The sequence below is a fragment of the Stella humosa genome (genome assembly GCF_006738645.1).
In the GTDB taxonomy this organism is placed as follows: Bacteria; Pseudomonadota; Alphaproteobacteria; order ATCC43930; family Allostellaceae; genus Allostella; species Allostella humosa.
The window spans coordinates 15,593-28,895 of record NZ_AP019700.1 but is presented as its reverse complement, the minus strand read 5'-3'; the positions used below and the strand labels follow the sequence as shown (position 1 = coordinate 28,895).

Sequence of the window (13,303 nt, the reverse complement as noted above, 5' to 3'; positions counted from 1 at the left end):
CGCCATGACCTGGTCCATCGTCGCCCGCGACCCCAAGGCCGGAGCCTTTGCCGTCGCCGTCACCACGCGCGCATTCGCCGTCGGCGCGCGCTGCCCCTTCATCCTGAGCGGAATCGGCGCCCTTTCGACGCAGGCGCTGTCCAACCCGCTCTATGGCCGGCGCGGCCTTGCCCTGCTGGAGGCGGGCGTGCCCGCGGCCGACGTGGTCCGGCTGCTGACCGATGCCGACTCGGGCCGCGACCACCGCCAGGTGCATGTCGTCGACCGCGACGGCTCGACCGGCCAATGGACCGGCCCGTCCTGCATTCCCTGGTGCGGCCACCTGGCGGCCGAGAACGTGTCGATCGCCGGCAACATGCTGGCCGGCCCCGAGGTGGTGGCCGAGACGATGCGCGTCTATCAGTCCGGCCGGCGGCTGCCGCTGGCCGAGCGGCTGCTGCGGGCGCTCGATGCCGGCCAGGCAGCCGGTGGCGACAAGCGCGGCCGCCAGTCCGCCGCCCTCCTGATCTTCGCGGGCGAGGAATATGCCCAGCTCGACCTGCGGGTCGACGACCATCCGGAACCGCTGGCCGAGCTGCGCCGGCTCTACCAGGTGTCCGAGAGGCGCTATGCCGTCATGCGCCAGTTCACGGCGACCCGCGCCAACCCGGCCGGCGTCACCGACTGGAAGGTGATCGAGGCCGCCGTCGCGCGCCAGGAGAAGGAACGGGCCAAGGCCGCAAAGCCTGCAGCCAAGCCGAAAGCCAAGGCGAAGTCCGGCGGCAAGACCGCCGGCGCCTGACCCGGCTGGCATGTCGATTGCTGCGCAAGACGGCAGATCGGGAAACCACCAACGAACGGGGAGCCAGGGGATGAACCGCTTTTCCATTGCGGCCGCGGCACTGATGGCATTGGGCTTGGCCGGCACGGCCGCGGCCCAGCAGCCGCCGCTGCGGGTCGCCGTCGACGGCACCTTCGCCCCCCACGCGATGCCGAAGATGGGCGGCGGGGTCGAGGGCTTCAACATCGACCTCTTCATCGAGGTCGCGCGGCGGATGAAGCGCGAGATCCAGATCGATTCGGCCTCGTTCTCGGGCCTGATCCCGGCCATGAACGCCGGCCGCTACGACTTCCTGGCCGCCCCCGTGACGGTGACGAAGGAGCGCGCCGAAAGCCTGCTCTTCACCGAGGGCTACCTCTACACGCAGTACCAGTTGCTGATCCGCAAGGGCAGCCCGCAGGTGGCCAAGCTGGAGGAGCTGAAGGGCAAGGTCGTCAGCGTCAACAAGGGATCGGCCTATGATTCCTGGGCGCGCGCCAATGCCGAGAAGTACGGCTTCGAGGTGCAGTCCTTCGATACCAACACCGACGCCATCCAGGCGGTGATCGCCGGCCGCGCCTATGCCAACCTCGCCGGCAACACGGTGCTGGCCTGGGCCGCCAAGCGCAACCCGCAGGTCGAGCTGGGCCTGGCCCTGAACGAGACGCGGGCCCATTGGGGCGCGCCCTTCCCCAAGGCCAGCGGCGCGCTCCGCAACCAGGTGGAAGAGGCGCTGGAGTGCATGAAGCTGGACGGCACCGTCGCCAAGCTGTCCGAGAAGTGGTTCGGCGTGGCGCCGGCGGCCGATGCGGCCGAGCGGACGGTGTTCCCCGGCTATGGCGTGCCCGACCTGCCGGGATACGAGGCGACCGCCCACACGCCTAGCTGCGGCTGACGCCCTTGCCGCGCGCGGCACCCGTCCTGTCCATCCGGGGGCTGCGCAAGTCGTTCGGCGCGGTCGAGGTGCTGCGCGGCATAGACCTGGACGTGGCCCCGGGCGAGCTGGTCTTCGTCATCGGCCCGTCCGGCTCGGGCAAGAGCACGCTGCTGCGCTGCTGCAACCGGCTGGAGGTGCCGAGCGACGGGTCGATCCATTTCGACGGAACCGACATCCTGGCGCCCGGCACCGATATCAACGGCGTGCGCCGGCGCATCGGCATGGTGTTCCAGAACTTCAACCTCTACCCGCACATGACGGCGGCCGGGAACGTCACGCTGGCGCTCCGCCAGGTGCTGAAGAAGGACCGGCGGGAGGCCGATGCCATGGCCGCCGCCGCCCTGGCGCGCGTCGGCCTGGCCGAGAAGCGCGATGCCTATCCCAACGAGCTGTCGGGCGGGCAGCAGCAGCGGGTCGCCATCGCGCGCGCTCTGGCGCTGGAGCCCAAGGCGGTGCTGTTCGACGAGCCGACCTCGGCCTTGGACCCGGAATTGGTCGGCAGCGTGCTGGCGGTGATGCGCGACCTGCGCGAGGCCGGCATGACCATGGTCGTGGTCAGCCACGAGATGGGCTTCGCGCGGGCGGCGGCCGACCGGGTGGTGGTGATGGACCAGGGCGTGATCGTCGAGCAGGGGCCGCCGGCCGCGGTCTTCGGCGCCCCGCAGCACGCCCGCACGCGCGCCTTCGTCGAACAACTCGTGCGCCATTGAGCGCGACCGGTCGCCAGGGCGGGTGCCGGCCGTGAGCCAGTGGGACCGCTTCGCGGAGACCTTCTTCAACGCCGCCGTGATGGCGCGCTACCTGCCGGACATCGTGTCGGGCTTCTTCGTCACGGTGTGGCTGGCGATCCTGGTGGTGCTGGCGGGGCTGGCGCTCGGGCTGGCGCTGGCGCTGCTGCGCAGCCTGCGCATCCGGCCGCTCAACCTGCTGATCGTGCTCCATGTCGACCTGTTCCGCGCCCTGCCGCCGCTGGTCGTCATCGTGCTGCTCTACTTCGCCATGCCCAATGCCGGCTGGAGCCCGTCCGGCTTCGTCGCCACCTGGCTGGCGCTGACGCTGGTCCTGTCGGCCTTCGCCGAGGAGATCTTCTGGGCCGGCATCCTGGCCGTGCCGAAGGGGCAGTGGGAGGCCGCGCGCTCGACCGGCCTGGGCTTCGCGGCCACGCTGGCCCATGTCGTGCTGCCGCAGGCGCTGCGGCTCACCATCCCGCCGCTCACCAACCGTACCATCGCCATCACCAAGGGCACGGCGCTGGGATCGGTGGTGGCCGTGTCCGAGATCCTGGCCCAGGCGCAGACCGCCGTCTCCTTCTCGTTCAACCCCTCGCCGCTGACGCTGGGGGCGGCTGCCTACATCATCCTCTTCTTCCCCGTAGTGCTGTTCGGCCGCTGGGTCGAGACGCGCTACGCCTGGAAGCGATAGAGGCGCCATGCCGGGCTTCGCGGAAACCTTCCTCAACCTCGCCATCATGCAGGCGGCCCTGCCCTACCTGCTGCAGGGCTTGTGGACGACGTTGCTGCTGGTGGCCCTGGTGGTGCCGCTGGGGGTGGCCGGCGGGCTCGGCGTCGCCCTGCTCTATCGCAGCCCGCGGCGGCGGGTGCGCTGGCCGCTCATCCTCTATGTCGACTTCTTCCGCGCCTTCCCGCCCCTGGTGCTGCTGATCTTCCTCTATGCCGGCCTGCCCTTCGCCGGGCTCGAGATCGGCGCCTTCGCGGCCGTTGCCATCGCCTTCTTCCTCAACACGTCGGCCTATTACGGCGAGGTGCTGCGGGCCGGCATCGAGAGCGTGCCGCGCGGCCAGATGGAGGCCGCGCGCTCCACCGGCCTGTCGGCCGGGCGCGCCATGGCCTGGGTGGTGCTGCCGCAGGCGGTGCGCAACGTCCTGCCCGACCTGGTGGGCAACACGTTGGAGGTGGTGAAGCTGACCTCGCTCGCCTCGGTGGTGGCATTGCCAGAGCTGCTGTTCGCCGCCCGCCAGGCACAGTCGCTGACCTACAACCCCTCGCCGATCGTGCTGGCCGCCATCCTCTACTTCGTGCTGTTGTGGCCCTTCGTGCGGCTGTTGTCGCGCCTGGAGCATCGCATGCTGGCCGGGCGCTGAGCCGCACCAAGCCATAACATCGAGGATTCACGGATGAGCAAGGACGGACCGATCACCTTCGCGGTCATGCTGGGCAGCCTGCGCAAGGCGTCCTTCAACGGCATCGTCGCCCGCGCGCTGCCGGGCCTGGCCCCGGCCGACGTCACCATCCAGCCGCTGGCCTCGGTCGGCGCGCTGCCGATCTACGACGCCGACATCCAGGCCGAGGGCTTCCCGGCCGAGGTGACCGCCATGGCCGACGCCGTGCGCGCGGCCGATGGGGTCATCATCATCTCGCCCGAATACAACTACTCGATCCCGGGCGGGCTGAAGAACGCCATCGACTGGCTGTCGCGCCTGCCCAACCAGCCCTTCGCCGGCAAGCCGATCGCCATCCAGACCGCCTCCATGAGCCCGCTGGGCGGCGTGCGCTGCCAGTACCACCTGCGCCAGTCGATGGTGTTCCTGGACGCCCGCATCCTCAACAAGCCCGAGGTGATCATCGGCGCCGTCCACACCAAGGTGGATGCGGCCACCGACACGCTGACCGACGAGACCACCCGCGGCATCATCAAGGCCCAGCTGGAGAACTTCGCCGCCTACGCCCGCCGTCATCACGGGTGACGCCGCCTGCCGGCTCCGTCACGCCAGGCACCGCTTCGGGTGCCTGGCGCCCTTGAGAATTCCGCCCGCCCGGTCCGATGAATATCTTCCAGTTCCTCAATTCGCTCGACGAGCTCCTCTACGAGCTGATGAGCTGGTTCGTCTTTTTCCCGGTGACCATGTGGCGCCTGCTGCGCCACCCGATCGCGACGATGCGCTACGCCGAAGAGCAACTACGGCTGGACGAAAACCGACAATATCGCGGCACCGTCAGCCCGCCGATCATGCTGATCCTGACCGTTGCGGTCACACAATGCATTGACCTCGCGGTCGACAACACCAACCCCATCGTGACGAGCCACCAGGGCCTGGCAGAGCTGATAAGCGACAATACGTCCCTCTTCCTGCTTCGCCTCGTACTGTTCGGTTCGTTTGCGATCCTTCTCGCCACCCGCAAGGTCCAGCGCAGCGCCGTCGACCTGGACCGGGATTCGCTGAAGCCTGCCTTCTACGCGCAGTGCTATGCCATCGCGCCGTTCGCGCTGCTCGTCAGCAGCGGCACGATCGCGTTGGGACATGCGCTTCTTCCGGTTCAGGTCCTGGGCCTGACCGCGCTCGTCGCCGCTTTCCTGTTCTACGGCGCAGTCCAGGTCCGCTGGTTCCAGCAGGCGCTCGACCAGTCGGTCTTCCGGTCGATCGTCGATGCCGCGATCGGCATGATCGGAAGCTTTGCGATCACGCTGGGCTTGGCCCTGCTTTTCCAGTAGCTCCCCGCTCCGCAGCGAAGGCTGGTCGCTACGCCCGCCCGCCAGCGTGACGCTCATGCCGTAGCACGGCGACGATCGCGACGATGGCCAGGAAGTAAGTGCCGAACTGGAAAACCGGCGACAGCGCGGGGGCAGCACCGGATGCCTGTGCCCCGAACGATGTGAAATCCCAGACGCCATGCATGACCATAGGCAGCCAGATGCTGCCGCTGATGCGGCGCAGGACGTAGAGGGCGCTGCCCATCACGAAGGCGAACACGCACTGGATGAGCGACGCGAAGAGCGGGATCCCGAAGATCGCGTTCGGAATGTGCATGGCGCCGAAGAGAAGCGACGACCAGAGCCAGACCGCCAGTTCGTTGGATGTCGATCCCCGCAGGCCGGTGACGAGGACGCCCCGCGTCACCAGTTCCTCGTTGAAGCCGACCAGGACGCCGGCTGCCACCAGCATCGCCAGGTGCGCCGGCGAAATGCTCGACCAGGGCGTCGCCGCCGCGTTGACGGCCGCCATGCCGATCATGCCGAACAGGACGATGGCGAGCGCCCAGGCCGGCCCGCCGCTGCGGGTTTCCTGCGTTGCAGGACGCCACCACCCGAGCCAGCTTACCGCTGCGATCATGAAAATCGCGCCAAGGCCGAGGGGAAGGTCGAGGCTCGTCAGCGCCGTGTCCTTGGACACCATGTCGGCATAGCGCGCGCCGACGGCACCCCACGTCGCGAAGATGATGGCGTTGTAGATCGCGTAGACGAGAACGGCCGCCGGCCAGCTCGGCTTGATGTTCATCCATCGTCCCTCGATCGTGCCCCCGCAACCCCGGGCCGCTGGCGGCCGCCGGGTTGCGGGGAACAGCCGGAAGTCAGACGCCCTGCACCGAGTAGCCGCCATCGACGGGGATGGCGGTGCCGGTGACGAAGTCCGACGCCGCGCTCGCCAGGAAGACGGCGATGCCGGCATGGTCCTCGGGCGTGCCCCAGCGGCCGGCCGGCGTGCGCGACAGGATGCGCTCGTGCATGCCGCGCACCTGCTCGCGGGCGCGGCGGGTAAGGGCCGTGTCGATCCAGCCGGGCAGGATGGCGTTCACCTGGATGTTGTCGACCGCCCAGGCGGTGGCCAGCGCCCGGCTGAACTGCACGATACCGCCCTTGCTGGCGGCATAGGCGGACGTGAAGGGCGCGCCGAAGATCGACATCATCGAGCCGATGTTGATGATCTTGCCCGCCCCGGCCCGCTTCATCGCCGGGTGGACGGCATGGCTGCACAGGAAGGCGCTGGTCAGGTTGGTCTGGATGACCTCCATCCATTCCGACAGGACATACTCCTCCGGCCGCTTGCGGATGTTGATGCCGGCATTGTTGACCAGGATGTCGATGCGGCCCATGGCCTTTTCGGCCTCGGCCATCAGCGCCTTCACCGACGCCTCGTCGGTCACGTCGACGGCGATCGCGATCGCCCGGCCGCCCTTGGCCTCCAGCGTCGCAACCGCGGCGCCATTCTTCTCGGCGTTGCGGCCGGCGACGACGACCGCGGCCCCGGCCTCCGCCAGGCCCTCCGCCATGCCGAGGCCGATGCCGCCATTGCCGCCGGTGACGACCGCGACGCGGCCGGTCAGATCGAACATCTTCATCGTTGCTTCCTCGAGGTTTCGGTCAGAAATCGACATCCGGTTCGGTGGCGCCGCGCGCCGGGCGCCGACGCTGCCACAAGGCGATCGCCACCGACAGCACCGATAGCGCCAGCAGCAAGGCCGAGATCGGCCGGGTGACGAACAGCCACAGGTCGCTGTCGGTCATCAGCGCGCGCACCAGGTTCACCTCGATCTGGTCGCCCAGGATGAGGCCGAGGATGAGCGGCGCCAGGGGAAATCCCAGCTTCACCAGCCCGTAGCCGACGAGGCCGAACAGGGCCAGCACCCAGACGCTGTCGATGGTATTGTTCAGCGCATAGGCGCCGACGACGCAGAGCACCAGGACGACCGGGATCAGCACCGACTTGGGGATGGTGACGATCAACAGGAACCAGCGCGCGCCGATCGCCATGATCGCCAGCATGATCGGGTGGGCCAGCAGGTAGGCGGCGAAGATGCCGTAGGCCAGCGTCGTTTCCTGGCTCATGAAGAGCGGGCCGGACTGGATGCCGTGGATCGTCATGGCCCCCAGCATCACCGCCGTCACCGCGTCGCCCGGGATGCCGAAGGCCATGATGGTGACGAGCGATCCGCCGACATTGGCGTTGTTCGAGGCCTCGGACGCGATGATGCCCTCGGGCGTGCCGGTGCCGAAGCGCTCGGGGTGGCGCGACAGCTTCTTGGCCTGGTCGTAGGCCATGACGCTGGCGGCACTGCCGCCGATCGCCGGCAGCACGCCGATCAGGATGCCGATGAAGGTCGACCACAGCAGCAGGAACGGGCGCGACAGGATCTCCCCCACCACGCGGGTCTGCGACACGGCCAGGCTGATCATCTGCTTGGCCGAGGCGTCGCCCACGGCCAGCGAGCGCGCCCGCTCGATGTCGGTCATCAGCTGCGCGAAGGCGAAGATGCCGATCAGCACCGGCAGGAAGGGAAAGCCGCCGACCAGGAACTGGCTGCCCATGGTGAAGCGCGGCACGCTCATGATCGGGTCGGACCCGAAGGTGGTGATGATGAGGCCGAGCGCGCCCGCCAGCAGGCCCTTGGCCAGCGATTCCTCGGTCAGGCCCGCCACCATGGAAAGGGCGAAGATGAAGAGGGCGAAGAACTCCCACGGGCCGAACTGCAGCGCGATGTCGGCCAGCCAGCCGGTGGCGCCGATGAGGAACACGCCCCCCAGCAGCCCGCCGAAGAAGGAGGCCCAGATGCCGAGCCACACAGCCCGGCCGGGCTCGCCCTTGCGGGTCATCGGGAAGCCGTCGAAGGTGGTGGAGATCGAGGACGGCTTGCCCGGGATGCCGATCAGGGTGGCCGTGATTAGCCCCCCCGATTCGCCGCCGACATAGACCCCGATCATCGCCGCCAGGCCCTGCAGCGGCTCCAGCCCGAAGGTGAAGGGCAGCACCATGATCACCGTCATGGTGATGGTGATGCCAGGCAGCGCACCGCCGACCACGCCGACCAGCGTGCCGATGGCGAGCGGCACGAAATACTTCAGTTGCAGGACGTTGAGCAGGCCGTCGCCCAGAAGCTCGAACATCGCCTAGAACCCCGTCCAGGTGCCGCGCGGCAGCAGCACCGACAGGTAGCGCTCGAACACCGGGAAGACGCCGAAGCTGACGACGAGCGCCACGGCCGCCACCGTCAGCCGGCGCGGCCAGGTGCGGGGCGGGTCGAGCAGGACCTGCAAGCCCGCGACGAAGAGCAGCGTGGCGATGCGGAAGCCCAGCCCCGGCAGCGCCAGGACATAGAGCCCGAAGGCCAGGAAGGTGAGCGCGACCAGGCCGTAGTTGCGTGCCACCACGTCGCCCGGCGGCCGGCGCCGGCGCGTCGTCAGGTCGGTCGCGATCAGCCACAGGCTGAGAAGGGCGGTGACCGCGAGCACGATGCGCGGATAGAAGTCCGGCCCGATCGGCACGAAGGGGGATTTCGGCATCCCCCAGGTGAGGGCGAAGAGCCAGACGCTGACGACCAGGCCGACCAGCCCGGCCACCGCGTCGCGACCGAGCCGCTCCCGGAGGCGCAGCATGTGCGGCAGCACCGCCCCTAGCGGCGCAGCAGCCCGACCTCCTGCGCCAGGGTGCGGTTCTCGGCGTCGACCCGCGTCAGGAAATCGCCATAGCCCTTGCGGTCGAGGTGCAGCACCTCCGTGCCCTGGGCCTTCATGGAATCCTGGAAGGCCACCTCGACCACGGCCTTGGCACAGGCGGCCTCGAGCGTGGCCAGCACCGCGTCTGGCGTGTTCTTGGGCGCCAGCACGCCGCGCGTCACCGAATAGACCACGTCGAGGCCCAGTTCCTTGAAGGTGGGCACGTTGGGGATCTCGGCGCTGCGCTTCTCGGTGGCGATGGCCAGGAAGCGGAGCTGGCCCGCATCGACCTTGCCCTTCTGGGTCAGGTTGCCGTCGGTCAGGTCGATATGGCCGCCCAGGATCGCGTTCATGCGCTGGGCCAGGCCGTCATAGGAGACGTATTTCAGCTTGATCGCGGCCGCCTTCTCGATGATGGCGGGGAAGAAATGGCTGGTCGAGCCGAGCGTGGCGCCGACGGTGACGGCACCCGGCCGCGCCTTCGCGTCGGCGATCAGCTCGCGCAGGGACTGCCATTTCGTCTTGGGGCTGGCCGTCAGCACCGAGGGGGTGGAAGCGACCGAGCAGACCGGCGCGAAGTCCGAATAGGCCGTGTCGGCGACGCCGGTATAGTAGGTGAGGTGGATGAAGTCATGGACGGCGAAGAGGACATAGCCGTCCGCCGGGGCCGCCTTGGCCTCGCGCGCGCCGACCGTGCCCGAGGCGCCGCCGACATTGGCGATCACCACGGTCTGGCCGAGGTGCTTCTGGAAGGCCTGGGCGAAGGGCCGGAAGATGTTGTCGGTGTCGCCGCCGGCCGCCCACGGGACGATCAGCTTCACGGGTCGCTCGGGGAAGGACGCCTGGGCACTGCCCGTCATCGGTGTGGCGGCCAGCCCGGCCAGCGCCAAGGATGCGATCAATCCGCGCAGCGCCATCATCCCCGCTCCCCTCCCGTCCGGCAGCCGTTTCAACGGCCGCGATGGCAATCAGGGAAACACGGGAAGCGCGCGCTTGGCTAGAGATTCCAGCCGGATGAACGGCCGGCCGGACATGGCTACGGCCCCATCCGTTACCGGACGGGGCCGCGCCAGACTTCCGGTCCCAAGCGGGACCGGCGTCGATCAGATCTTGCGGTGGACGGCGCCGGCGGCCTTGTCGACACCATCCTTGATGGCGTCCTTGGCCTTGCCGATCGCCTGCTGGCCTTCGCCCTTCAGCTCCTGCGCCTTGCCTTCGGCCTGCATCTTCTCGGAGCCGACGACCTTGCCGACGCCCTGCTTCACATTGCCGACGGCCTCGTTGGCCAAGCCTTTGATCTTGTCGGACGTGCTGCCCATGATCGTTGCCCTTTCACGGCTGGATATCTGCCGCCGATGGGGCCGGATCGTCCGGCGCCGCCACCCGCGGTGTCACAGCATCAATGCCAGCGATCGGATTTGGTTCCAGGGCAGGGCCGGCGGTCAGCGCATCTCGATGCCCCACAAGCGCGGCTGCCCGGCGGCCCAGCCCTTGTAGCCGCGGACGCGGCGGCTGGTGGCGGCGATGTCGACGCCGTTGTAGAGCACCAGCATCGGCGCATCGGCCAGGAACAGGCCATGCATCTGGTCGAAGATCGCCTGGCGCCGGCCGCGGTCGGCCACCACCATCGCCTCCTCCAGCAGCTTCGTCGATTCGGGCGTGTCCCACACCTTGCGCGGCTGCGTCGCCTTCGGCCCGGTCACCACCTCGTAGCTGAGGGCCGCATCCAGCCGCGCCGACATCGAGAACGACATCATCTGGTAATCGCCCTTGAGGAAGCGGTCGAGCTGGGTCGCCCATTCCAGCACCTCGATCTCGGCCACGATGCCCACCTGCTGCATCATCGCCTGGGCCAGGACGGCCGCATCGAACATCGGCCCGTAGCGCTTGTTGGCCAGCATCTTGATCGGCTGGCCGCGATAGCCGGCCTCGGCCAGCAGCTTCTTCGCCAGGGCCGGGTCGTGCGGCGTGCGCTGCGCCTGGGCCGGGCTGTAGTAGGAGCTGGGGACGGGTACCATGGAGGCGTTGGGCCGGGCGGTGCCCTGGGTGATGCCGGCGGTGATCTCGGCCGTGTCGATGGCGTGCGCGATGGCGCGCCGCACGCGCACGTCCTGCAGCACCGGGTCCTTGGTCTGCATCAGGATGGCGCTGATCGACATGGTGGGGGCGGTGTCGATGGTGATGTCGGCGCGGCGCTTCAACTCGGGCAGGTCGTCGACGGCGACATCGGGCATCACGTCGATCGACCCGGAGAGCAAGGCCGCCTTGGTGGCCGAGGGGTCGGGGATGACCATGAAGCGGACCCGCTCGACCGACACGGCCTTGCCGCCGACATAGCCATCGCGCGGCCCCGGCAGGGACTGGTAGCCGGCGAACCGCTCCAGCTCGACATACTCGCCGCGCTTCCACTCGCCGAACTTGAAGGGGCCGGTGGCGATCGGGCCTTTCCACTTGCCGTCGGCCGCCACGGAATCGCGGTGGAGGATGCCGCCGCCGCCGCAATCGAGCCGGGTCATCACCGACAGGAAGAGCGCGGTCGGCTTGTCGATGCGAAAGACGACCGTCTTGGCGTCCGGCGTCTCGATCGCCTCGATGCGCGTCAGCCCCTTGCCACCCAGCTCGGACTGGCAGCGCCACTTGGTGGCGGGGTCGAGGTAGCGCTTCCAGCTCCAGGCGACGTCGTCGGCCGTGACCGGCTGGCCGTTGTGGAAGACCAGCCCGTCGCGCAGTGTGAAGGTGTAGGCTCGGCCGTCGGGCGACACGTCGACCCTGGCCGCCAGCAGCGGCGCCACGTCGCCCGTCTCGGTCAGCCCGACCAGCCCCTCCAGCACGTGCATCATCACGCCGTCGGTGTTGCCGTCGCGGTTGACCCCGGGGTCGCTGCCGCGGATGTCGGCGTTCAAGGCCACGCGCAGCGGTGCCTGGGCAGCCGCGGCGCCGGCCAGCATTGCCAGGCCGCAGCCCAGCCCCACCATTCGCACGAGATTCATCGGCGGCTCCAGCCTGTCCAGGATTGATGTCCGGACGCCAGAATGGCGGCGGCGGCGGCCCGCGTCCACCGCACCGGCAGGATCACTGAAAGGGGAGAGCCCGGCGGAAAGGAATGGTGGGTGCTGTAGGATTCGAACCTACGACCCGCTGATTAAGAGTCAGCTGCTCTACCAACTGAGCTAAGCACCCGCCGGGGGGCGCCGTATACCAAAGGCACCGGGGCTTGTCACGCTATTATCTCCCTTGGGCGGCGTCAGTCGGTGCCGACTTCGCCCTGGCGGTTCAGTTCCAGGTCGCGATGGACGTAGACGCCCATGACGAGGCCCATGCCGAACAGCACGGTCAGCATGGCCGTGCCGCCGAAGGAGACCAGCGCCAGCGGCACGCCGACGACGGGCATCAGGCCCATCACCATGCCGGAATTGATGAAGGCGTAAAGGAAGAGCGTCGAGGTGACGCCCAGCGCCAGCAGGCGGCCGAACTGGTTGCGGCTGCGCAGCGCGATGAGGAAGCCGTAGAGGATGACCAGGGCATAGAGGCCGAGCAGCGCCAGGCCGCCGACCAGGCCCCATTCCTCGGCCAGCATGGTGAAGATGAAGTCGGTCTGCTTCTCGGGCAGGAAGTTGAGGTGGGTCTGGCTGCCCTGCAGGTAGCCCTTGCCGAAGAGGCCGCCCGATCCCAGCGCGATCTTCGACTGGATGATGTGGTAGCCGGCGCCGAGCGGGTCCGCCTCGGGATTGAGGAAGGTGTAGACCCGCTTCTTCTGGTAGTCGCGCAGCAGCTCCCAGGCGATCGGCAGGGTGGCCGCGGCAAAGGCCAGGACAGCCGCGAACTTCCAGAGGCGGACGCCGGCGATGAAGAACATCGCCCCGCCCCCGGCGATCAGCATGATCGCGGTGCCGAGGTCGGGCTGCTTCAGCACCAGGACGGCCGGCGCGAACACGAGCGCGATCGGCACCAGCAGCATCAGCGGCCGCCCGATCTCGTCCATGTCGAGACCGTGGAAGTAGCGGGCGAGCGCCAGCACCAGCGCGATCTTCATGATCTCGGACGGCTGGAGCTGGATGAAGCCGAAATCGATCCAGCGCTGCGCGCCCATGCCGATCTCGCCGCGGATCTCCACCCCGATCAGCAGGACGAGCGCCAACCCGTAGATGACGTAGGCCAGCCGCAGCCAGATCCGCAGGTCGACCAGGGCCACCAGGATCATCCCGGTGAGGCCGAAGGCGAAGCGCAGCATCTGCTTCTCGGCCCAGGGCTGGAAGCTGCCGCCGGCCGCCGAATAGAGCATCGCGAAGCCGACGCCGGCGATGGCCGACAGCAGCAGGACGAGCAGCCAGTTGATCTGCCAGATGCGGTCGAGCAGCAGGGGGGCGGTCGCCCGCGGCTGGCGGTCCAGCATGCTCATG

The 13,303-nt window shown here is 68.7% G+C and carries 15 protein-coding genes and 1 tRNA gene; 7 read left to right on the top strand and 9 right to left on the bottom strand.

Translation table 11 applies throughout. The annotated features are described in order from the left end of the window. Nucleotides 1-4: 4 nt before the first annotated feature. The 7 genes from STVA_RS00150 (at nt 5) to STVA_RS00120 (ending at nt 5,186) form a co-directional block, all read left to right on the top strand. Nucleotides 5-781, top strand: coding sequence for a DUF1028 domain-containing protein (locus STVA_RS00150; protein WP_123690110.1), 777 nt, complete (start codon nt 5-7; stop codon nt 779-781). 70 nt (nt 782-851) lie between these two features. Continuing rightward, nucleotides 852-1,694: a transporter substrate-binding domain-containing protein gene (locus STVA_RS00145; RefSeq protein ID WP_123690111.1), complete on the top strand. Its 843-nt coding sequence runs from the start codon at nt 852-854 to the stop codon at nt 1,692-1,694. Nucleotides 1,695-1,699: 5 nt separating this feature from the next. Continuing rightward, a complete protein-coding gene (locus STVA_RS00140) occupies nt 1,700-2,446 on the top strand; it encodes an amino acid ABC transporter ATP-binding protein (protein WP_123690112.1) in 747 nt (248 codons plus the stop codon). 31 nt (nt 2,447-2,477) lie between these two features. After that, a complete protein-coding gene (locus STVA_RS00135; RefSeq protein ID WP_197735752.1) occupies nt 2,478-3,158 on the top strand; it encodes an amino acid ABC transporter permease in 681 nt (226 codons plus the stop codon). A gap of 7 nt (nt 3,159-3,165) precedes the next feature. After that, nucleotides 3,166-3,837, top strand: coding sequence for an amino acid ABC transporter permease (locus STVA_RS00130; RefSeq protein ID WP_123690113.1), 672 nt, complete (start codon nt 3,166-3,168; stop codon nt 3,835-3,837). A 33-nt stretch (nt 3,838-3,870) separates the two neighbouring features. Further along, a complete protein-coding gene (locus STVA_RS00125) occupies nt 3,871-4,440 on the top strand; it encodes an NADPH-dependent FMN reductase (RefSeq protein ID WP_123690114.1) in 570 nt (189 codons plus the stop codon). Between the two features lie 77 nt (nt 4,441-4,517). Then, on the top strand, nt 4,518-5,186 hold the full coding sequence (locus STVA_RS00120; protein ID WP_123690115.1) for a hypothetical protein: 669 nt from the start codon (nt 4,518-4,520) through the stop codon (nt 5,184-5,186). Between the two features lie 28 nt (nt 5,187-5,214). Here STVA_RS00120 and STVA_RS00115 read toward each other — a convergent pair whose 3' ends face one another. The 9 genes from STVA_RS00115 to rodA all read right to left on the bottom strand — a co-directional run bounded on the left by STVA_RS00115 (nt 5,215) and on the right by rodA (nt 13,302). After that, complete coding sequence (locus STVA_RS00115; RefSeq protein WP_170216485.1) at nt 5,215-5,970, bottom strand: CPBP family intramembrane glutamic endopeptidase; 756 nt, start codon at nt 5,968-5,970, stop codon at nt 5,215-5,217. Nucleotides 5,971-6,043: 73 nt separating this feature from the next. Continuing rightward, nucleotides 6,044-6,811 carry an SDR family NAD(P)-dependent oxidoreductase gene (locus tag STVA_RS00110; RefSeq protein ID WP_123690117.1) on the bottom strand — a complete coding sequence of 256 codons (768 nt, stop codon included), beginning with the start codon at nt 6,809-6,811 and terminating at the stop codon, nt 6,044-6,046. Nucleotides 6,812-6,833: 22 nt separating this feature from the next. Continuing rightward, on the bottom strand, nt 6,834-8,354 hold the full coding sequence (locus tag STVA_RS00105; protein WP_123690118.1) for a tripartite tricarboxylate transporter permease: 1,521 nt from the start codon (nt 8,352-8,354) through the stop codon (nt 6,834-6,836). Between the two features lie 3 nt (nt 8,355-8,357). Beyond that, nucleotides 8,358-8,843 carry a tripartite tricarboxylate transporter TctB family protein gene (locus tag STVA_RS00100; protein WP_123690119.1) on the bottom strand — a complete coding sequence of 162 codons (486 nt, stop codon included), beginning with the start codon at nt 8,841-8,843 and terminating at the stop codon, nt 8,358-8,360. A 17-nt stretch (nt 8,844-8,860) separates the two neighbouring features. After that, nucleotides 8,861-9,823: a Bug family tripartite tricarboxylate transporter substrate binding protein gene (locus STVA_RS00095; protein ID WP_123690120.1), complete on the bottom strand. Its 963-nt coding sequence runs from the start codon at nt 9,821-9,823 to the stop codon at nt 8,861-8,863. A 183-nt stretch (nt 9,824-10,006) separates the two neighbouring features. Continuing rightward, a complete protein-coding gene (locus tag STVA_RS00090; protein WP_123690121.1) occupies nt 10,007-10,222 on the bottom strand; it encodes a CsbD family protein in 216 nt (71 codons plus the stop codon). Between the two features lie 123 nt (nt 10,223-10,345). After that, complete coding sequence (locus STVA_RS00085; RefSeq protein ID WP_123690122.1) at nt 10,346-11,893, bottom strand: ABC transporter substrate-binding protein; 1,548 nt, start codon at nt 11,891-11,893, stop codon at nt 10,346-10,348. Nucleotides 11,894-12,007: 114 nt separating this feature from the next. Beyond that, nucleotides 12,008-12,083, bottom strand: a tRNA-Lys gene (locus tag STVA_RS00080). A gap of 64 nt (nt 12,084-12,147) precedes the next feature. Next, nucleotides 12,148-13,302 (bottom strand): rod shape-determining protein RodA, encoded by a 1,155-nt coding sequence (gene rodA / locus STVA_RS00075; protein WP_123690123.1) that lies wholly within the window; start codon nt 13,300-13,302, stop codon nt 12,148-12,150. Nucleotide 13,303 lies beyond the last annotated feature (1 nt).